This is a genomic window from Nocardioides sp. HDW12B (assembly GCF_011299595.1).
Lineage (GTDB): Bacteria > Actinomycetota > Actinomycetes > Propionibacteriales > Nocardioidaceae > Marmoricola_A.
Genome location: NZ_CP049867.1, coordinates 2,330,085 through 2,350,501, shown reverse-complemented (window position 1 = coordinate 2,350,501; position 20,417 = coordinate 2,330,085). Strand labels below are relative to the sequence as shown.

Below are 20,417 nucleotides of genomic sequence, written 5' to 3'. Positions count from 1 at the left end.
CGCTCAGGCGGCCAGGTCGGGGTCGCCGAAGGTCCGGAGCTTCTGCAGGGCCTCGCGCTCGAGCTGACGCACCCTCTCGGCGGAGATGCCGTGCTTGGCGCCGATGTCGGCGAGCTTGTGCACCCGACCGTCCTCGAGCCCGTAGCGCGACCGGATGATGTCGGCGGCGCGCTCGTCCAGGCGGCCCACCAGGGCGCTGAGGCGGTCACGCGTCTCCTGGTCCAGGAACGTGAGGTCCGGACCGGGCATCGACTCCTGGGCGATCAGGTCGCCCAGCGAGGTGTCGCCGTCCTCGTCCACCGGGGTGTCGAGGCTGACGTGGTCGCGACCCCACGAGATGAGGTCGATGACCCGCTCGACGTCCATGCCGAGCTCGGCCGCGATCTCGGACGGCTCGGGGTCGTAGCCCAGCTGCCGCTCGAGGTTGCGCCGCGCCGCGCTGACCTGGTTGATCTCCTCGACCACGTGGACGGGGAGGCGGACGACGCGGCCCTGCTGGGCGATGCCGCGGGTGATGGCCTGTCGCACCCACCAGGTGGCGTAGGTCGAGAACTTGAAGCCCTTGGTGTAGTCGAACTTCTCGACTGCGCGGATGAGGCCGGTGTTGCCCTCCTGCACCAGGTCGAGCATCGGCATCTGGCTGCGGCCGTACTTGCGGGCGATGGACACCACGAGGCGGAGGTTGGCGGTGATGAACTGCTGGATGGCGCGCTGGCCCTCCGCCGCGAGCCACTCGAGCTCCTCCTGGGTCGCGCGCTTGGGGGCGCCGCCCTTGCGGCGTCCGACGCGTCCGGTGGCCAGCAGGTGCTCGGCCATGAGGCCGGCCTCGATGGTCTTGGCGAGCTCGACCTCGGTGATGGCGTCGAGGAGGGGCGTGCGTGCGATCTCGTCGAGGTAGAGGCCGACGCTGTCGCGTCCCTCGATCTCGCGCTGCTGCGAAACGGTAGTGGTCACCTGGCTGCCCTTCGTACGGAGAGAGTCACCCGAATGACTCCCTGGGAGTCCCAACCTGCGGACTCGTGGTGGCATTCCCGGGTCGTTCCCGGTGTGCGCCTGTCACTCAGTACTACGCAGGAGGTGCCCCGATCGTTGCCGCCTCAAGCGTGATCTCAGCGAACTTTCAGTCTGGTTCGCGAGGAACCTCCAGGGCTCTGCCGGGGCATCACGACAGAACCCCCAGACCTCCACAACACCGGCCGGGAGGGCAGGTCCCGGACCGGTGCGCCTCGCTCAGGCCAGGCCGACCTGGTCGAGCACCCACGCGTAGCTGAAGGCCCGGTCGCGCCACGCGTTGTAGCGGCCCGAGACACCCCCGTGGCCGGCCTGCATCTCCGTCTTCAGCAGCACGTCGGGCTCGACGGCCGTGGCCCGCAGCCGGGCGACCCACTTGGCCGGCTCGACGTACAGCACGCGGGTGTCGTTGAGCGAGGTCTCCGCGAGGATCGCGGGGTAGCGCTTCGCCTCGACGTTCTCGTAGGGCGTGTACGACTTCATGTAGGCGTAGACCTCGGGGTCGTGCAGCGGGTCGCCCCACTCCTCCCACTCGATGACGGTGAGCGGCAGGTCGGGGTCGAGGATGCTCGTGAGGGCGTCGACGAACGGCACGTCGGCCACCATCGCGGTGACGGCCTCGGGCGCGAGGTTCGCGACCGCGCCCATGAGCAGCCCGCCGGCCGAGCCGCCCTCGGCGACCAGGCGGTCGGCCGCGGTCCAGCCGGTCGCGGCGAGGTGCTCGGCGCAGGCCACGAAGTCGGTGAACGTGTTGCGCTTGTGCAGCATCTTGCCCTGGTCGTACCAGGCGCGCCCCATCTCGCCGCCGCCGCGCACGTGGGCGATGGCGAAGCCCATGCCGCGGTCGAGCAGCGACAGCCGGGCGATGGTGAAGAACGGGTCGACGGAGTGCTCGTAGGAGCCGTAGCCGTAGAGCAGGAACGGTGTGCTGCCGTCGCGCGGCGTCCCCCGCGGGACCACGATCGAGATCGGCACCTGGGTGCCGTCGGACGCGGTCGCCCACTCGCGGTGCTGCTCGTAGGCCTCCGGGTCGAAGTCGCCGAGCACCGGCGACTGCTTGAGCAGGGTGCGCTCGCCCGTGCGCAGGTCGACCTGGAGCACGGCGCTCGGGGTCGCCATCGTGACGTAGCCGAAGCGCAGCACCGGCTGGGTGAACTCCGGGTTCGAGCCGACGCCGACGGTGTAGATCGGGTGCTCCATGTCCAGCAGCTCGTCGGAGGCGACACCGCCGTCGCCGAGGCGCAGGACCCGGATCTGGGTCAGGCCCTCGCTGCGCTGGCTCACCACGAGGTGGTCGGCGAAGCAGTCGACGTCCTCGATGCGCACGGCCGGGTCGTGGGGCAGCAGCGGCTCCCACTCCTCGTGCGAGGTGGCCGTGACCGGGGCCAGGGCGACGGCGAAGTTCTCCGCGCCGTCGTTGTGCAGGACGAGCAGGCGGTCCTCCCCGTCGACGACGAGGTGGTCGACGCCGTACTCCACGCCCTGGCGGCGCGGCGCCACGACCCGGGGCTCGCCGGTGGGGTCGGCCGCGTCCAGGATGCGGTACTCCGTGGTGACCTTGCTGCCGCAGCCGATGAGCAGGAAGCGCTGCGAGCGGGAGCGACCGACCGAGACCCAGAAGCGGTCGTCGGGCTCGTGGTGGACGACCACGTCCTCGGCCGGGTCGGTGCCGACGCGGTGGCGCCAGACCTTGTCGGGTCGCCAGGCCGCGTCGACGGTGGTGTAGAAGAGGTGCTCGCCGGCCAGGTCCCAGGTCGCGCCGTACGACGTGTCGCGCACCTGGTCGGGCAGCAGCTCACCGGTCTGCAGGTCCTTGACCTGGAGCAGGAAGCGCTCGTCGCCGACCGTGTCGGTGCTGAAGGCGAGCAGGCGGCCGTCGGGGCTGATCGAGCTCGCCCCCAGCGAGAAGAACTCGTGACCCTCGGCGAGCTCGTTGCTGTCGAGGACGACCTCCTCGTCGTCGGGGACCTCCGACGGGTCGACGGTCGGCGGCAGCCACGACTCCGGGTCGAGCACCGGGCGGCGGCAGCTGGTGCCGTACTGCTTGCCCTCGTGGGTGCGCCCGTAGTACCAGTAGCCCCGGATCCGGACCGGCACCGACAGGTCGGTCTCGAGGGTGCGGGAGCGGATCTCCTCGAACAGCGTCTCGCGCAGGTCGCCCAGGTGCGCGGTGCGGGCCTCGGTGTAGGCGTTCTCGGCCTCGAGGTAGGAGATCGTCTCCGGTGACTCCTTGTCGCGCAACCACTCGTAGTCGTCGACGAACACGTCGCCGTGGTGCTCGCGACGGTGCGGGACGGTGCGCGCGACCGGAGGAGCGGGGGAGGTCGGGGTCTGGGCCATGGCGCCGACCCTACGACCGCGGCGAGACGCGGCATGATCGGGGGATGGACCTGAACGCCGACCTGGCCGAGGAGGTGACCGACGACCGGGCGCTCCTCGAGGTCGTCACGTCCGCCAACGTCGCCTGCGGCTACCACGCCGGTCACGACGCGCTCATGCGCGAGGTGTGCGCCCTGGCCGCCGAGCGGGGCGTGCGGGTGGGCGCCCAGGTGTCCTACCTGGACCGCGAGGGCTTCGGGCGGCGGGCGCTCGACGTCGCCCCGCACGTGCTGAGCGAGCAGGTCGCCGACCAGGTGGGTCGCCTGGCCGACGCGGCGCGCGCAGCCGGGCTGGACGTCGTCTACCTCAAGCCCCACGGCGCCCTCTACAACCGCGTCGTCGACGACGAGGAGCAGGCCGCCGCGGTGCTGGCCGGGTCGGGCGCCCTGCCGGTGCTCGGGCTGCCGGGCGGCCGGCTGCTGCGGCTCGCGGCCGAGGCCGGACGGGCGACGTACCGGGAGGGGTTCCCGGACCGGGGCTACCGGCCGGAGGCCGACGACGGGGTGGCCCGCCTGCTGCCACGCTCCGAGCCCGGCGCGGTCCTGGACGACCCCGACGCGATCGCGCGCCGGGCGGTCGACCTGGCCTCCCGGGGCGGGATCGACTCGGTCTGCGTGCACGGCGACGGCGCCACCGCGGTCGCCACCGCCCGGCGCGTGCGCGCCGCGCTCGAGGCGGCCGGGCACGACCTGGAGGGGTTCGTGTGAGGTGGTTGCCGGCCGGTCCGCACGGTCTCCTCCTCGAGCTCGGCAGCACGGCCGAGGTCACCGCTGCGTACGCCGGTCTCGACCCGGTCTGCCGGGAGCTGGCCGGCGACGTGGTGCCGGCGGCGCGCACGATCTTCTTCGACGACGTCACCGACCTCGACCGGCTGCGCGAGCTGGTGGGGGGAGGGCTCGACCGGGTGGGTGGTCCGGCCGCGACCGGCGACTCCGACGCGGGCGAGGTCGAGGTGCCCGTGCGCTACGACGGGGAGGACCTCGACGACGTGGCGCGACTGTGGGAGATGAGCCGCGACGAGGTGGTCGCCACGCACACCGGGACCGCCTTCGTCGTCGCCTTCTGCGGCTTCGCGCCGGGCTTCGCCTACTGCACCGGCCTGCCCGAGCGGCTGCACGTGGCCCGCCGGCCCTCGCCGCGCACCCGCGTGCCGGCGGGCTCCGTCGGGCTGGCCGGCGAGTTCACCGGCGTCTACCCGACCGCGTCGCCCGGAGGGTGGCAGCTCATCGGCGTCACCGACCTCACGCTGTTCGACGTCACGGCCGAGCCGCCGGCGCTGCTCGCCCCCGGCACCCGGGTCCGCTTCACGGAGGTGCGGTGAGCGGCGGCCGCGCCCTGGACGTGCTCGACGCCGGGATGCTGACGACCGTGCAGGACGCCGGTCGGCCGGGCCTGGCGCACCTCGGCGTGCCGCGCTCCGGGTGGCTCGACGCCGGGTCGGCGCGGCTGGCCAACCGGCTCGTGGGGAACCCTGACCTCGACGGGCCCGACGGCGGCCCCGGCGAGGCGCTCCTGGAGTGCCTCGGCGGCGGGCTCGCCCTGCGCACGCGCACGGCGCTGACCGTGGCGCTGACCGGCGCGCCGGTCGACCTGCGCGTCGACTCCCGCCCCGTCGCGTACGCCGAGCCCGTCACCGTCGCGGCCGGCGCGACGATCGCCCTGGGGAGACCCACGTCCGGCGTCCGGTCCTACCTGGCGGTGGCCGGCGGGGTCCGGGTCCCGACCGTGCTGGGGTCGCGCTCCACCGACACGCTGTCGGGGATCGGGCCCGCCCCGCTGGCCGCGGGCGACGAGCTGCCGGTCGGGCCGGCCCCCGGACCACCGGCCGCCCTCGACACCCCGGGCCGCGTCGGCACCTCTGCCCCGACTGCCACGACGACGATGCTGCGGGTCGGTCCCGGTCCCCGGGCGGACTGGTTCGTCGACGGCCTCGACGCGCTGCTGGGCGGCGCGCCGTACACCGTGGCGGGGGAGGCCGACCGGATCGGCGTCCGGCTCGAGGGGCCGTGCCTGGCGCGGAGCGTGACCGCGGAGCTGCCCAGCGAGGGCCTCGTCCTCGGCGCGGTGCAGGTGCCCGCCGACGGGCAGCCGCTGGTGTTCCTGCGCGACCACCCGACCACGGGGGGCTACCCGGTCGTCGCGGTGGTGCACCGCGACGACCTCGACCGGGTCGCGCAGCTGCGCCCGGGGGACGCGGTCAGGTTCCGTCGGGGCTGACCTCGGGGCTGACCGGGTCGCGCGGGTGCAGCGCGGGGTCGTCCTCGGCGAAGGTCCGCACCGGCCCCGGTCCGGTCTCGGCCGTCTCGAAGCGCACCGTCACCCGCCCCACCCCGGCGCCCCAGACCCAGCCCGGACCGTGCTCGTCGTGCAGCACGTCGTGACCGGGGTGCCACCGCCGCTGGTCGCGCGAGCGCTGGGCGAGCAGCTCGTCGGCCGTGGGGCCGTCGGGCAGCTCGAGCGGGCCCGACGCCGACTCGCCCGCCGGTCCCTCCGCCGCCTTCGTGCTCACCGGGAGGTCGGCCTCGAGATCGTCGAACAGCTCGTCCTGGATCCAGTCGGCCAGTCCCGAGACGCCCACCCCGAGCAGCCGCACCCCGTCGGAGGTGTCGAACTCCTTGAGCAGCGCCTTGGCGCGACGCACCAGCGCGACGGGGTCGTCGGTGGGCACGCCGAGGGTGGAGGAGCGGGTGTGGGTGGTGAAGTCGTGAGCGCGCACCTTCACCGTCACGGTGCGCCCGGAGAGCCGGGCCGCCCGCAGCCGCTCCGCGACCTTGCGGGTCTGCCGCTCCAGCAGCCCCTCGAGCAGGCGCCGGTCGACCAGGTCGGTGTCGTAGGTGTCCTCGACGCTGATCGACTTCGCCTCGCGCTCCGCCACCACCGGCCGGTCGTCGTCCGCGCGCGCCAGGCGGTAGATGCCCGACCCCACCGCCTGGCCCAGCAGCCGCACCATCTCGTCGAGGGAGATGGTGACGAGGTCGCGCACGTGGGTGGCGCCGACGCGGCGCAGCCGGTCCGCGGTGGCGGGACCGATGCCGGGGATGGCGGTGACGGGGAGCGGGTGCAGGATCATCGCCTCGGTGCCGGCCGGCACCACGACCAGCCCGTCGGGCTTGTGCAGGTCGCTGGCGATCTTGGCCACCAGCTTGGATGTGCCGATGCCCACGGAGCCGGTGATGCCCCCGGTCAGCCGTGCCAGGTCGGACTTGAGGTCGAGGGCGAACTCCACCAGGGTCGCCGCCCGCGCGTCGGGCAGGTCGCCGGCGGCGAGGTCGACGAAGGCCTCGTCGAGCGAGAGCGGCTCGACCAGGGGCGACAGCTCGCGCAGCCGCGCCATGACGACCGCGGAGGCGGCGCGGTAGACGTGGTGGCGACCCGAGAGGTACGCCGCGTGCGGTGCGCGTGAGCGGGCCTCCCGCGTCGACATCGCCGAGCGGACGCCGAAGACCCGGGCCTCGTAGGACGCGGTGGCCACCACGCCGCGACCTCCGGTGCCGCCGACCACGACCGGCTTGCCCCGCAGCGACGGCTTGTCCCGCTGCTCGACGGAGGCGAAGAACGCGTCGAGGTCGACGTGGAGGATCGTCGGCTCGCTGCGCACCCGCCCATCATGACCCGCCGCCGGGCCGGAACCCGTCCCCAGGGCGGTTGACCCGGCCGCTCTCCACCGATGCGTCGTCGGCCCTCCCGCGCGGCTCGCGACGGGCCGAGGGTCGGGACATGGACAGCATCGATCCCTGGCTCGACCCCGACATCCCGGCCCACGACGCGCCTCCCGAGCGCTTCCGGCTGCGCAACGAGACCGACCTGGTCGCCCTGGTCGTCACCACCCTGGGCTTCCACCCCACCGAGTCGATCGTGATGGTGTGCGTCGACGAGGCGGGCCGGATGTTCCAGGCCCGCTGCGACCTGGCGCCGTCCGCCGTGCACGTGCGCGGCGTGGTCGACTCGCTGCTGGACGCCGGGGCGCGCAACGGCGGACGTACGACGTTCCTGGTCACCTTCACCGCCGACGAGCGCCGGTCCCGCCAGCACCTCAGGGCCACGTCCCGGGCGCTGCGCGCGGCCGGGTGCTCCGTGGCGATGCGGCTGCGGGTGCACGACGGGCGGTGGTTCCCGGCGTCGGGCCAGCCCTCGTCCGCCACCCGGGGCGGGGTCGCCTTCGACCTCACCGCCCACCCGCTCATGGCCCGGATGGTGCTGCGCGGGGAGGTGATGCTCGCCGACCGCGACGCGCTGGTGCACACCCTGGACCCGGCGCCCGGCCCGGAGGCGGACGCGGTGGCCGCCGCGCTCGTGGAGCTCGGTGAGCTCGATGCCGACGACACGGGTGCCCTGCTCGGCGAGGCCGAGTGGCTGGGGCGTGTGCTGGGTGAAGCGCCGGAGACGTGGGCCCCGGCGACCGTCGCGCGCGTGCTGCGGGCAGTCCGGATCGGCAACGTCCGCGACGTCGCGCTCCACGCCGTGGACCGGCCGAGCGCGGCCTTCTGGGTCCGCGTCTGGCGACGCGTGGTCCGGCTGGCGCCCGCTCACGCGGTGGCGGCGCCGGCCGCTCTGCTCGGCTTCGCTGCGTGGGGCGAGGGAGACGGTGCCCTCGCGTGGTGCGGGGTCGAGCGTGCCCTCGAGGTCGACCCGGCGCACTCCCTGGCCCGCCTGGTGGCCGACCTGCTCGTGCACGCGGTCCCGCCGGACGCGCTGGAGCGGCTCGCCGCCCTGGACCCACCGGGCCCCGCGAAGCGTGCGCGGCCCGCCTGAGCGTCAGTCGACGGAGTAGCGCGCGGAGGTGGACCGACCGAGCGCGGCGACCTCGTCGTCCATCACCTGCACCATGGCGGCGGCGCTGCGCAGCGTCTCGCGCTCACCGAGCGGGGAGTTCATGAGCGCCCGGCCCTTGGCGATGGCGCCCACCCAGCCCGGCACGTAGACCCGGCGGTTGCGCTTCTCGATGCCGGTGACGAACGCGTCGACGCAGGACTCCACGCTGGTGGTGCGGTTGAGCGGCGGCGGCAGCTTGTCGATCATGGTGTCGAAGGAGCGCAGGTCGGCGCGCGCCTCGCGCACCATCGGGGTGTCGACCCAGCACATGTGGGCGCTGCCGACGGCCACGCCGAGGTGCGTCACCTCCAGGCGCAGGGCGTTGGCGAAGTTCTCCGCCCCCGCCTTGCTCGCGTTGTACGCCGCCATGCCCGGAGCCGCGGTGAAGGCGGCCAGGGACGAGACGACCAGCACGTAGCCCTGCCGCTCGATGACCTGGGGGAGCGCGGCCCGGACGGTGTGGAAGACGCCGGTGACGTTGATGTCGACGACGCGTCGGAAGGCGGCGGGTTCGACGCTGAGGACCGACCCGTAGCTGGCGATCCCGGCGTTGGCGACGACCGTGTCGATGCCGCCGAACCGCTCGACGCCCTGCGCGACGGCGGCCTCCAGCGAGGCGAGGTCGGTGACGTCGGCGCGCACCGCCAGCGCCGCCTCACCGAGGTCGGAGGCGAGCGCCTCGAGGGGCTCGACGTCGACGTCGAGCATCAGCACCTGCGCGCCCTGGCCGACGAGCCGTCGGGAGAGTGCGGCACCGATGCCGCGGGCGGCGCCGGTGACGAGGACGACGGAACCGGTCACGGGGCGGACGACAGCGCGGGACTTGGCCATGTCTCACCCTAGAGTGGGGCGATGGGCGAGGAAGTCGAGCAGCAGAAGTTCACGCGGGAGCACCGCACGAAGTACCGCCGCAAGGTGCGTGACTGCCTCGACGTGCTCGAGCGGATGCTCACCGAGTCGCGCTTCGACGCCGACGACCCCGCCACGGGCATGGAGATCGAGCTCAACATCGTCGACGACGACGAGCAGCCGGCGATGCTGAACATGGCGGTCCTCGAGGCGCTGGGCGACCCGGACTTCCAGACCGAGCTGGCGAAGTTCAACCTCGAGATCAACGTCGCGCCCAAGAAGCTCGCGGTGAACGGTGTCAGCGCGTTCGGCGACGGCGTGCGGGCCAGCCTCAACACCGCGGAGAAGGCGGCCAACGCCTCCGGCGGCCACCTGGTCATGATCGGCATCCTGCCCACGCTCGGCGAGCAGCACCTGACCCAGGACGTGCTCAGCGCCAACCCGCGCTACCACCTGCTCAGCGACGAGATCCTCGCCGCCCGGGGGGAGGACATCGTCCTCGACATCCAGGGCCCCGAGCGCCTGCGGGTCACCGCCGACTCCATCGCCCCGGAGGCGGCGTGCACGAGCACCCAGCTCCACGTGCAGGTCAGCCCCGACAACTTCGCGTCGTACTGGAACGCCTCCCAGGTCATGTCGAGCCTGCAGCTCGCGGTGGGCGCGAACTCGCCGTACCTGCTGGGCAAGGAGCTGTGGCGCGAGACGCGCATCGCGCTCTTCGAGCAGGCCACCGACACCCGAGCCGACGAGCTGAAGGCGCAGGGCGTGCGCCCGCGCGTGTGGTTCGGCGAGCGCTGGATCACCTCGATCTTCGACCTGTTCGAGGAGAACGTGCGCTACTTCCCGGCGCTGCTCCCGGTGCTCTCCGACGAGGACCCGGCTGCGGTCCTCGACGCCGGCCACACCCCTCAGCTCGACGAGCTCAAGCTGCACAACGGCACGGTCTACCGCTGGAACCGCCCGGTGTACGCCGTCGTCGACGACGTGCCGCACGTCCGGGTCGAGAACCGGGTGCTGCCCGCCGGCCCGACGGTCGTCGACACCATGGCGAACGCCGCCTTCTACTTCGGGCTGGTGCGCGCGCTGGCCGAGCAGGACCGGCCGATCTGGTCGCAGATGTCGTTCCCCGCGGCGGAGGAGAACTTCCACGCCGCGGCGATCGCCGGCATCGACGCGCGCGTCTACTGGCCCGGCGTGGGGCAGGTCCCCGCCACCGAGCTCGTCGTACGACGCCTGCTGCCGCTGGCCGCGCAGGGGCTCAGCGCCTGGGGCGTCAGCGACGAGGAGTCCGGGCAGCTGCTCGACATCATCGAGCGACGCTGCGTCACCGGGGTCAACGGGGCGTCCTGGTTCGTCGACCAGGTGGCCGCGCGGGCGGGGGAGGGCGACCGCGAGCGCGTCATCGCCCGGGTGCTGACCGACTACCGCGCCCGCATGCACGACAACGCGCCCGTCCACACCTGGGGCGAGCAGTAGCGCTCGGCCGCGTCAGCGGTCCTGGAGCCGCAGCCGCTTCCAGCGGCGCGACTCCCCGGTGAGGGGGTCGAGCCAGCCGTAGCGGGTGAGGACGACCATCGGCCCGCACACGGCGCCGTACGCCGGACCGCGCGCCGCCGCGACCCGGAGCGCCACCGAGGCCACCCGGAGGTCGAGGTCGTGGACCTCGGGGTGGCCGGGCCGCACCAGCCACAGACGGCTGTCGCCGCCGCTCCCGGTGCCGGCCTCGCCCGGCTCGCCGCCGGCGTCGAGCAACGAGTCGACGAGGTCGAAGACCAGCCCGACGTCGGGCGGGTCCCGGGGCGGCCAGGCCAGCGCGTGACCCGGGCCCTGCTCGGGGCCGGGACCCAGGCACAGACGCGCGGGGAAGATCCGCCGCTGCTCGCGGCGGCGCAGCGCGGCGACCTCGGCGCGCAGCAGCCGTTCGCGCCGGGCGCTGCCACGGGCGTCGCGGCCGGGTGCCAGGTCGGTCGGGGAGGGGGTCACCGGCTGATCCTCACCCGGTGGCCGGGCGGGCCGCTCGCGTTGTCCACAGGGGCGGCGTACCGCCGCCGCGGTGGGGCAGGATGGCGCCATGGCCACGATCCAGATCGCCCAGGACGCCGACGCCGACCGCGTGCTCTCCGAGTCGCCCTTCGCCCTGCTGGTGGGCATGCTGCTCGACCAGCAGTTCCCGATGGAGCGGGCCTTCGCCGGCCCAGGCAAGCTCGTCGAGCGACTGGGCTCCCTCGACCCCGCGACCGTCGCGGCCATGGACCCCGAGGAGTTCGCCGAGGCCTGCGCGCGCACGCCCGCGGTGCACCGCTTCCCCGGCTCGATGGCCGGGCGGATCCAGGCCCTCGCCCAGCAGGTCGTCGACGACCACGACGGCGACACGACGCGGATCTGGACCGAGGCGAGCAGCGGCGACGACCTGCTCAAGCGGCTCCAGGCGCTGCCCGGGTTCGGCAAGCAGAAGGCGCAGATCTTCACCGCCCTGCTGGCCAAGCAGCTCGACGTGCGTCCCGACGGCTGGGAGGAGGCTGCCGGTGACTACGCCCTCGAGGGCCACCGCTCGGTGGCCGACGTCGTCGACGCGGACTCGTTGGTCAAGGTGCGGGAGTTCAAGCAGCAGAAGAAGGCTGCGGCCAAGGCGGGCCGTGGCTGAAGGGCCCCAGCCGGTTCTCTGTTCTCACCAGGACCGTGCCACAATGGACCCCGGCGGCACTTGACGACAACGGGCTCTGCCGCGCCCATCACTCTGGACGAGAGGTAGTTCGTGTCCTCGAGCACGTCAGGATCCACGCCCCAAGCACCCACCCCCCGCGGCCGCACTCTGGCCGCGACCTCCACCGCCAAGAAGGTGACCACCGCGGCGGCGAAGAAGGCCGCTGCGGCGCCTGCGGAGGAGACGGAGTCGCCGGCCCCGGCGACGAAGGCGGCAGCTGCCAAGAAGGCGCCCGCCAAGAAGGCCCCGGCGAAGAAGGCCCCCGCCAAGAAGGCGACGGCCAAGAAGACCGCCGCTCCCTCCGACGTCGCGCCCGTCGTGATCGGCCCCGACGGCAAGAAGGTCCTCCCCGACATCCCGGACGAGCAGTTCGAGAAGGACGTCAAGGAAGATCCGACGATCAAGGAGGACGAGAAGAAGGGCTTCGTCATCTCGGCGGCGGACGACACCGACGAGCCCGAGCAGCAGGTCATGGTGGCCGGCGCCACCGCCGACCCGGTCAAGGACTACCTCAAGCAGATCGGCAAGGTCCCCCTCCTCAACGCCGAGATGGAGGTCGAGCTTGCCAAGCGCATCGAGGCCGGCCTGTTCTCGGAGGAGAAGCTCGCCAAGGGCGGCAAGATCACCCCGAAGGTCCTCGAGGAGCTCGAGTGGATCTCGGAGGACGGTCGTCGCGCCAAAAACCACCTGCTCGAGGCCAACCTGCGCCTCGTCGTCTCGCTGGCCAAGCGCTACACCGGCCGCGGCATGCTCTTCCTCGACCTCATCCAGGAGGGCAACCTGGGCCTGATCCGTGCGGTCGAGAAGTTCGACTACACCAAGGGCTACAAGTTCTCCACCTACGCGACCTGGTGGATCCGCCAGGCCATCACCCGCGCCATGGCCGACCAGGCCCGCACCATCCGCATCCCGGTGCACATGGTCGAGGTCATCAACAAGCTGGCCCGCGTGCAGCGCCAGATGCTCCAGGACCTGGGGCGCGAGCCCACCCCGGAGGAGCTCGCCAAGGAGCTCGACATGACCCCCGAGAAGGTCATCGAGGTCCAGAAGTACGGTCGCGAGCCCATCTCGCTGCACACGCCCCTCGGCGAGGACGGCGACAGCGAGTTCGGTGACCTCATCGAGGACTCCGAGGCCATCGTCCCCGCCGACGCGGTCTCGTTCACGCTCCTCCAGGAGCAGCTGCACGCCGTGCTGGACACGCTCTCCGAGCGCGAGGCCGGTGTCGTGTCGATGCGCTTCGGCCTGACCGACGGTCAGCCCAAGACCCTCGACGAGATCGGCAAGGTCTACGGCGTGACCCGCGAGCGGATCCGCCAGATCGAGTCCAAGACGATGTCGAAGCTGCGCCACCCCAGCCGCTCGCAGGTCCTGCGCGACTACCTCGACTGAGAGTCGCCCACCCGCGCTGCACCACGACGAAGGCCCCCACCCACCACCGGGTGCGGGGCCTTTGCCCTGTCTGCCCCCGTGACACCGTTCGAACCGATTTGGGTCCTTGATCTCGTTTAGGAGACAAGGACCAATTGCCCGGGACAGATGTGCCGCCAGATGCCTACTGTGGCGACGCGCGCCGTTCATCGGGGAAGGCGCCGCTCGACGACGGGGAATCTCGTGAACATGAAGTCGCGTACTGCTGCACTCATCGGCTCGGTCGGCCTGGTCCTGGGGAGCGCGGTCGCCGTCACGACGACCGCCGAGGCCCACTCCGTCGGCATCCACGACAACTGCACGAACTTCAACAAGAAGTTCCCGCACGGCGTCGGCACCCGTGCCGCTCGCGACCGCACCTCGGGTACGCCGGTCACGAGCTTCAAGCGCAGCAACGACATCTACTGGGCGGCCGAGCGTCACAACGGCGACCTGGACCGTGACAACGACCGCATCGCCTGCGAGAAGGCCTGAGCCACAGCGAGGGTCGGCCGAACGGGGGGATGGAGCGGTGGGGTTCTCCGTGCGAGTGGCGCCCGGTGTCCGCGTGCGCGCCTCGAGCAGGGGCGTGAGGACGAGTCTCGGGCCGCGCGCTGCGCGCGTGCACGTCGGTGCGGGTCGAGCTGGGGTGTCCACGGGAGTCGGGCCGGTGGGGTACTACACGCCCCTGAGCGGGCGTCCGCGCTCGAGCAGTTCAACGAGCGCACGGGGGCAGCGGTCGGCCTCGGCGCCGTCACCGGCGGCGCAGGAGAAGGCGGCCGAAGCACAGCGGCTGCTCGATGCGCTGCAGGCCATCACGGACCTGCCCCGACGGGAGTTCCCGGCCGCTGAGCCCGGCGTGCCGCCGCCGCTGCCCGAGGTCGATGCCCGGGCGATCCTGCGGCGTCATGCGCAGCAGGCGCGTGCCGGCGTCAGCGTCTTCGATCGCGCGGCGCGCAGGACCGCCCGGGTGGGTGCACGAGCCGGCGCGGAGACCGAGGTCCGGTCACTGGAGGAGACACTCGCCCAACGGCAGCTCGAGTGGCAGCGCGAGATCGAGGGCGAGTGGAGGGGACTGCGGGCCAACGAGCCGCGGATCGTCCTGTCGCGACTCGCGTCGGCCTTCGAGGACAACCAGGCGGCGGCAGCGGCGGTGGGCGTGCTGCACGAGGAAGTCAGCCTCATCGCCGTCGTGCCGGGCGTCGAGGTGGTGCCCGAGCGCAAGCCGACCACCACCGCGAAGGGGAACCTGTCGCTCAAGAAGCTCACGAAGCGGGAGACCGCCGACGTCTACAAGCTCGTGGTGTGCGGTCACGTGCTCGCCACCTTGAAGGAGTGCTTCGCGACCGCGCCGGGCATCTCGAGCGCACGCATCGTCGCCGTGCGGGCGGCCGGGCACGGGGACGACGGACGCCGACGTCCCGAGGCGGTGATGGCCGCGCGGGTGAGCCGCTCGGCGCTCGCGGGGGTGCGGTGGCAGAGCGTCGACGCCGCGCAGATCCTCTCGGACGCGGCGAGCGAGCTGGTGGCCACCCAACGGGGGGTGTCCAAGGAGCTCCAGCCGCTCGACGTCACCCAGCAGCCTGACCTCGGCACTCTTCTTGACGCCGTGGACTTCGACGAGATGACAGGTCAGGGATGAATCACAAGCCAGGCTGGTACCAGGACACCGAACAGCCTCCCGGGCACCTGCGCTACTTCGACGGGCATCGGTGGACCGACTACCGCGTCGCAGCACCTCCCGGGGCGCTCAGCCTCGAGCACGCGTCCCCCACCTCCGCGTGGGTAGGACGCCACAAGGTCCTGACGACCGTCATCGTGCTGCTGGCCCTGGCTCTCGTCGGATCGTGGCTCCCGTCGGAGGACGGCCCCACGAGCTCCACGCTGTCCGCGACGGCTGCAGACGCCGAGCCCGAGCAGGAGCCCGTCGACGCCGACCAGGAGCCCGACGACCGGTCGGCGACCGGGTCGCCACCGGGCGCCACGACGAGGTCGAGCACTGCCGGCGGTGATCGAGGCGACCGGGCACCGGGCCCGGTCCCGGGGAAGAAGCCCCGAGCGGAACGGTCCGCGAAGCCCCCGGTGCCGAGGCAGCCCACGTTCTACGTCTCCCGCATCATCGACGGCGACACCATCGAGCTCGGCAACGGCGAGACGGTGCGCCTGGTCGGTATCGACACCCCGGAGGTGGGGGAGTGCGGCTTCGAGGCTGCTGCCGCGAACCTGTCGAACCTGGTCCTGGGCGAGATGGTGTCGCTGGGGGAGTCCGACGAGGACCGGGACAGCTACGGCCGCCTGCTGCGCTACGTCGATCTCGGTGACATGGACGCCGGGCTCCGGCTCATCAAGAACGGCCGCGCGATCGCCGCCTACGACTCCCGCGACGGCTACGGCTTCCACCCGCGCGAGACGGTCTACGTCGCCAACGACCGGGGCGCGCGCAATCTGTGCCCCATGCAGACCGGTCAGCAGGCACCACCCCCGGCACCGCCGTCGCCGAAGCCCCAACCGCTCATGGGCGGCAGCGGCGGCAGCGCGAACGGCAGCTGCACGGCCGGCTACAGCCCGTGCCTGCCCCGTGTCGCGGACCTGAACTGCGACGACGTCGACGGCCCGATCCGCAGCACCGGCTCCGACCCCTACGGCTTGGACGCGGACGGCGACGGCATCGGCTGTGACTCCTGACCCGTGCCACGACGTCACTGACCAGCACCGTTCCTGACCTCGCGTCCACGCGCGGGGCCGAGCGGGAGCAGCCGTGCCGGGCGACCGCTCCAGTATGCTGCCGACGCGACGGGCCGACGTGAGCCGTGGAGCGCAGCCGGAGGGAGCGGGTGATGAGTCACCATTCCCTGGTCCTGATCGAGGACGACGCGGGCGACAGGCTCCTGGTGACCGACATGCTCGAGGGTGTCGCCCCCGACATCCACCTGACCTGCTTCGCCACCCTGCAGGCGACGCTCGACGCGTGGCCGCCCGACACCGAGTGCGTCCTGCTCGACCTCGGCCTTCCCGATGCCATGGGGCTCTCCGCGCTCGAGAGGCTGCGCGCTGCGGTGCCCGACGTGCCCATCGTGGTGCTCACGGGCCGCATCGACGACGGCATCGGGCGCGTGGCGCTCGCTGCGGGTGCGCAGGACTACCTCGTCAAGGGCCAGGTGGACGGTACGGCGATCGAGCGCTCGGTGCGGTACGCGGTGGAGCGGGGCCGGGCCGCGCTCGACCGTCGCCGATTCGTGGCGGCCGAGCTGATCGCGCAGGAGAACGCCCGCCTGCAACGCGGCCTGCTGCCGAGCCCGCTGATCGGGACCAGCGAGCTCCGTGTCGCGAGCTTCTACCGACCCGGAGGCGGGCGGGCGCTGCTCGGCGGCGACTTCTTCGACGTGGTCCAGACCTCGACGGGTGTGCACCTGCTGATCGGGGACGTCAGCGGTCACGGTCCCGAGGAGGCGGCCCTGGGGGTGGCGCTGCGGATCGCGTGGCGCACGCTGGTGCTGGCCGGGCACACGGGTGCGGACGTCGTGCGCGGGGTCGAGCAGGTGCTGCTCGCGGAGCGGCACGACGACGACCGGTTCGCCACCATCGCCACCGTGTCGCTCGACAGCTCGCTGGCGCGCGCGGAGGTGCTGCTCTGCGGCCACCCCTCGCCGCTGCTGGTCCGGGGCGGCGCCGTCGACGAGATCGACGGCAGTCGGCTGCCGATCCTGACGCTCCTCGACGGTCACGCGATCGAGCCGTTCGCTGTCGACCTCGACGACGACTGGGGCCTGCTGCTGTTCACCGACGGGCTCTTCGAGGGGCGGGCCGCGCCGGGCGCGACGACCCGGCTGGGGACGGACGGGCTCGTGCGGCAGCTCAGCTCGCTGGTCGCGAACGACACACCGCGAGACGCCCTGGCGTCCGCGCTGTTCGCCGCCGTGGAGGGGGCGAACGGAGGGCCGCTCGCCGACGACGTCGCTGCGCTGCTCGTCGGCACTGCGGGATGGTGGTCCTGACGCGATGACCGGGGGTGCGTGGTCGGACTGGAGGCTGGCCCGGCGGCTGCGGGTGACGCTCGTCGGCCTCTTCGTGCTCCTCCTGCTGGCAGGGGTGGCGCTCACGGTCGCGCTCCGGCGGGCCGACGAGGCGACCTCCGAGCAGGTGGAACGGACCGTCCCGGCTCGTCTCGCCGCGAGCCAGCTCTTGACCTCGCTCGTGGACCAGGAGACCGGGCTCCGCGGCTACGCGCTGTCCGGCGACGAGGCCTTCCTCGAGCCCTACCGCCAGGGTCTTCTCAAGGAGGAACGTGCCCGCCGCGAGCTGGGGCGTCTGATCCGCCCCGGGGACGACGCCCGGGTCGACCTGCTCTCCGTGGATGCTGCGATCACGGCGTGGCGCGGTCAGTACGCGTCGTTGCGGACCGACAGCGCGGAAGGCCCCGGCGTCGACAGGACCATCGAGTTCGGGCGCCAGCTCTTCGAGCGGGTGCGTCGCAGCAACGCCGCCCTCGACGCCGAGCTCGAGGACGAGCTGACGACGGCGCAGGAGGAAGCGGACCGCGCGCGCACCGTCGTGGTCGTCACCCTCGCCCTCATGGCGCTCACCGTCGCCGTCGCCGTGGCGGCCCTCTCGCGCGCGCTGAGCACCTCGGTCCTCCGGCCGCTGCGGCGCCTCGGGGAGCAGGTGCGGGTGGTGGCCCGCGGCGGGCACGGCGTCCCGATCCAGCCGACCGGCCCGCCCGACCTCCGCGAGATCGGTGACGACGTCGAGTCCATGCGGCTGGAGCTCGTGGGTGTGCTGGCGGAGGTGGAGCAGCAGCGTCGCGGCCTGGAGCGACGCGCAGCCGAGCTCGCACGCTCCAACGCGGACCTCGAGCAATTCGCCTACGTCGCGTCCCACGACCTCCAGGAGCCCCTGCGCAAGGTCGCCAGCTTCTGCCAGCTGCTCGAGCAGCGGTACGCCGGACAGCTCGACGACCGTGCGGACCAGTACATCGCCTTCGCCGTCGACGGCGCCAAACGGATGCAGCTGCTCATCACCGACCTGCTGACCTTCAGCCGGGTCGGTCGCACGAGCGAGGGGTTCGTCGCCGTCGATCTCGTCGCGGTCGCCGCCACGGCGTGGGAGACGCTCGAGGACCAGGCGCGGAGCACCGGCGCGACGCTCGACGTGGACGTCGTACCGGGGGCCGCGCAGATCCACGGCGACCCAGCGCTGCTCCGCATGCTGCTCACCAACCTGTTCGCCAACTCCCTCAAGTACCGCCGACCGGACGAGGCCCCGTCGTTGCGTCTGACGGCGGCGCCCGAGGGGGAGATGGTCCGGGTCGACGTCGCCGACAACGGCATCGGGATCCCGGATGAGTACGCACAGAAGGTGTTCGTCATCTTCCAGCGGCTGCACGGCCGCGACGAGTACGGCGGGACCGGGATCGGGCTCGCGCTCGCCAAGAAGGTCGTCGAGTTCCACGGCGGCACGATCGAGGTGCGAGCGTCGCAGAGCGGCGGCACCTGCATGTCCTTCACCCTTCCACCCGAGGAGACCGCGACCGATGTCTGACCAGCCGGCGCCGCAGCCCATCGAGATCCTGCTCGTCGAGGACGACCCCGGTGACGTGCTGATGACCCGTGAGGCCTTCGCGGACTACAAGGTCGCGAACCGGCTCGAGGTCGTCTCGAACGGCGAGGACGCGATCGCCTACCTGCGGCAGCAGGGCCGGTTCGCGGACGCGCGGACCCCGGACCTCGTGCTCCTCGACCTCAACCTGCCACGTCGCGACGGGCGTGAGGTGCTCTCCGACATCAAGGGCGACCCGAACCTGCGGCGGATCCCCGTCGTCATCCTCACGACCTCCGAGGCGGAGGAGGACGTCATCGCGGCCTACGACCTGCACGCGAACGCGTACGTGCGCAAACCCGTCGATTTCGAGCAGTTCGTGGCCGCCGTCCGTGCGATCGACGACTTCTTCGTCACCGTCGTGCGCCTTCCGTCCCGGTGAGCCCGCCGTACGAGTAGCATCGGGCCGCCCCCGCGGAGGTTGCTGCCTTGTCGAATCTCACCCGAAGAAGCGCGCTGAAGGTCGGCGCCGTGGCTGCCGGTGGCCTCATCGCCTCCGAGCTGCTCGCCGCGTGCGGTGGCAGCAGCAGCCCCGGCAGTGGTGAGCTCGACCCCGACGCGCTGGATCCCTTCGAGCCATCCGGATCGCGTGACGGCGGGACCGGTCTCCCCGAGCGTCTGGCGTGGGCGCCCACCGCCGACTCGGAGTTCTTCCTCGCCTTCGGGCAGGGCATGCGACTGGCGGCCACCGAGCGTGGCTTCGACTACGTCACGGCGACGTCGGGGAACGATCCCCGGTTGCACGTCGACCAGATGAACGGCTTCCTCGACCAGGGGGTCGGTGCGCTCGCGATGCAGCCGCTCAGCCCCGACGCCGACGCCGTCGTGCTGCAGCGGGCCATCGACCGCGGGGTCTGCACCCAGGGGATCATCACCGCGCCCAGCACGATGCAGGTCGTCGCCAGCCAGTACCAGATCGGCTACGACCAGGGGAAGGCGGCCGCCGACTACTGCGTCGCCGAGCTCGGCGGGAACGCGCAGGTGCTGTACTTCAACCTGGACAGTGCGTCGCCGCAGCTGAGGCTCCGGCACGACGGGGTGCTCGACGGCCTGAAGACAGGCGGTGGCGGCATCGAGGTGGTCGGCGACATCACGGTCGCCGAGATCAGCACCACGTCGGGCTTCAACACGATGACGTCGGCGCTGCAGCGCTACTCCGACATCAAGGTCGTGCTCGGAGGGGACACGATCGTCGTGGGCGCTCACAAGGCGCTGGCCGAGCAGGGGAAGCTCACCGACGACATGTTCCTGTCCGGCGTCGACGGGGACAGGGAGGCGCTGGCGCTCATCAAGCAGGGCGGCGCCTACAAGCTCAGCATCGCCTTCGCCTGGAAGCTGATGGGGTTCGGTCTCGGTCAGTTCGGGGCGGACTGGGTGGAGGGCCGCGAGGTGCCGCAGCTGGTCGTCGCGCGCGGGGTGCAGCTGGACTCGGCCGACGCGGTCGAGCAGTTCGAGGCGGCCGGCCAGGACCCGTCCGCCGTGTTCGGTGACCGTGCTCGCTACGAGGAGTACCTGCCGCTGTACGGCACGGTCTCCTACGAGTCACGGCAGCAGTACTGGACCGCGCCGGTCGACCCACCGTCGGCCTAGGGGCACCGCGGCAGGGTCGTCACGACCGGGCAGGGACCAAAGCCAGGGGGACGGGGGACGCCTGGAC

Annotated in this window: 19 protein-coding genes; 14 read left to right on the top strand and 5 right to left on the bottom strand. The window is 72.5% G+C overall.

The genetic code is table 11. The features are described 5' to 3' along the window. Positions 1-3: 3 nt before the first annotated feature. Together G7072_RS11015 and G7072_RS11010 are read right to left on the bottom strand one after the other, a co-directional pair. The gene (locus G7072_RS11015) at positions 4-954 is read right to left on the bottom strand and encodes a sigma-70 family RNA polymerase sigma factor (protein ID WP_240916881.1); all 951 of its coding nucleotides are present in this window, start codon (positions 952-954) and stop codon (positions 4-6) included. Between the two features lie 276 nt (positions 955-1,230). After that, positions 1,231-3,351, bottom strand: coding sequence for a S9 family peptidase (locus tag G7072_RS11010; RefSeq protein ID WP_166086306.1), 2,121 nt, complete (start codon positions 3,349-3,351; stop codon positions 1,231-1,233). A 44-nt stretch (positions 3,352-3,395) separates the two neighbouring features. On the opposite strand from G7072_RS11010, the gene G7072_RS11005 reads away from it, so the two are divergent. Genes G7072_RS11005 through G7072_RS10995 form a run of 3 tightly spaced genes read left to right on the top strand, consistent with a single transcriptional unit; the run spans position 3,396 to position 5,607 of the window. Continuing rightward, on the top strand, positions 3,396-4,097 hold the full coding sequence (locus tag G7072_RS11005; RefSeq protein WP_166086304.1) for a 5-oxoprolinase subunit PxpA: 702 nt from the start codon (positions 3,396-3,398) through the stop codon (positions 4,095-4,097). After that, a complete protein-coding gene (gene pxpB, locus G7072_RS11000; protein ID WP_166086302.1) occupies positions 4,094-4,711 on the top strand; it encodes a 5-oxoprolinase subunit PxpB in 618 nt (205 codons plus the stop codon). Before G7072_RS11005 ends, pxpB begins: the two co-directional genes overlap by 4 nt. Then, positions 4,708-5,607, top strand: a complete 900-nt coding sequence (locus tag G7072_RS10995) for a biotin-dependent carboxyltransferase family protein (RefSeq protein ID WP_166086300.1) — start codon at positions 4,708-4,710, stop codon at positions 5,605-5,607. The genes pxpB and G7072_RS10995 overlap by 4 nt, the downstream gene beginning before the upstream one ends. Here the strand turns inward: G7072_RS10995 and G7072_RS10990 are convergent. Beyond that, positions 5,588-6,988: a DNA polymerase IV gene (locus G7072_RS10990; RefSeq protein ID WP_166086298.1), complete on the bottom strand. Its 1,401-nt coding sequence runs from the start codon at positions 6,986-6,988 to the stop codon at positions 5,588-5,590. The genes G7072_RS10995 and G7072_RS10990 overlap by 20 nt on opposite strands. Before the next feature lie 119 nt (positions 6,989-7,107). Here G7072_RS10990 and G7072_RS10985 point away from each other — a divergent pair, with 119 nt between their 5' ends. Further along, complete coding sequence (locus tag G7072_RS10985; RefSeq protein WP_166086296.1) at positions 7,108-8,142, top strand: DUF4192 domain-containing protein; 1,035 nt, start codon at positions 7,108-7,110, stop codon at positions 8,140-8,142. 3 nt (positions 8,143-8,145) lie between these two features. On the opposite strand, the gene G7072_RS10980 is transcribed toward G7072_RS10985, so the two are convergent. Further along, complete coding sequence (locus tag G7072_RS10980; protein WP_166086294.1) at positions 8,146-9,033, bottom strand: SDR family oxidoreductase; 888 nt, start codon at positions 9,031-9,033, stop codon at positions 8,146-8,148. A 21-nt stretch (positions 9,034-9,054) separates the two neighbouring features. Between G7072_RS10980 and G7072_RS10975 the strand changes: the two genes are divergently transcribed. After that, complete coding sequence (locus tag G7072_RS10975) at positions 9,055-10,527, top strand: glutamate--cysteine ligase (protein ID WP_166086292.1); 1,473 nt, start codon at positions 9,055-9,057, stop codon at positions 10,525-10,527. A 12-nt stretch (positions 10,528-10,539) separates the two neighbouring features. On the opposite strand, the gene G7072_RS10970 is transcribed toward G7072_RS10975, so the two are convergent. Further along, complete coding sequence (locus tag G7072_RS10970) at positions 10,540-11,034, bottom strand: hypothetical protein (protein WP_166086290.1); 495 nt, start codon at positions 11,032-11,034, stop codon at positions 10,540-10,542. An 88-nt stretch (positions 11,035-11,122) separates the two neighbouring features. Here G7072_RS10970 and G7072_RS10965 point away from each other — a divergent pair, with 88 nt between their 5' ends. From G7072_RS10965 to G7072_RS10925, 9 genes are all read left to right on the top strand, one after another. Next, complete coding sequence (locus tag G7072_RS10965) at positions 11,123-11,695, top strand: HhH-GPD-type base excision DNA repair protein (protein WP_166086288.1); 573 nt, start codon at positions 11,123-11,125, stop codon at positions 11,693-11,695. Between the two features lie 111 nt (positions 11,696-11,806). Further along, positions 11,807-13,147, top strand: coding sequence for an RNA polymerase sigma factor (locus tag G7072_RS10960; protein WP_166086286.1), 1,341 nt, complete (start codon positions 11,807-11,809; stop codon positions 13,145-13,147). Between the two features lie 228 nt (positions 13,148-13,375). After that, positions 13,376-13,660, top strand: coding sequence for an excalibur calcium-binding domain-containing protein (locus G7072_RS10955; RefSeq protein WP_166086284.1), 285 nt, complete (start codon positions 13,376-13,378; stop codon positions 13,658-13,660). Between the two features lie 175 nt (positions 13,661-13,835). After that, positions 13,836-14,807, top strand: a complete 972-nt coding sequence (locus tag G7072_RS10950) for a hypothetical protein (RefSeq protein ID WP_166086282.1) — start codon at positions 13,836-13,838, stop codon at positions 14,805-14,807. Then, positions 14,804-15,850, top strand: a complete 1,047-nt coding sequence (locus tag G7072_RS10945; RefSeq protein ID WP_166090006.1) for a DUF2510 domain-containing protein — start codon at positions 14,804-14,806, stop codon at positions 15,848-15,850. Before G7072_RS10950 ends, G7072_RS10945 begins: the two co-directional genes overlap by 4 nt. Before the next feature lie 152 nt (positions 15,851-16,002). Continuing rightward, on the top strand, positions 16,003-17,160 hold the full coding sequence (locus tag G7072_RS10940; RefSeq protein WP_166086280.1) for a SpoIIE family protein phosphatase: 1,158 nt from the start codon (positions 16,003-16,005) through the stop codon (positions 17,158-17,160). Positions 17,161-17,164: 4 nt separating this feature from the next. Then, positions 17,165-18,703 carry a sensor histidine kinase gene (locus G7072_RS10935; RefSeq protein WP_166086277.1) on the top strand — a complete coding sequence of 513 codons (1,539 nt, stop codon included), beginning with the start codon at positions 17,165-17,167 and terminating at the stop codon, positions 18,701-18,703. Beyond that, positions 18,696-19,142, top strand: coding sequence for a response regulator (locus tag G7072_RS10930; protein ID WP_166086274.1), 447 nt, complete (start codon positions 18,696-18,698; stop codon positions 19,140-19,142). The genes G7072_RS10935 and G7072_RS10930 overlap by 8 nt, the downstream gene beginning before the upstream one ends. Before the next feature lie 89 nt (positions 19,143-19,231). Next, complete coding sequence (locus G7072_RS10925; protein WP_166086272.1) at positions 19,232-20,350, top strand: sugar ABC transporter substrate-binding protein; 1,119 nt, start codon at positions 19,232-19,234, stop codon at positions 20,348-20,350. The last annotated feature ends 67 nt before the right edge of the window (positions 20,351-20,417 follow it).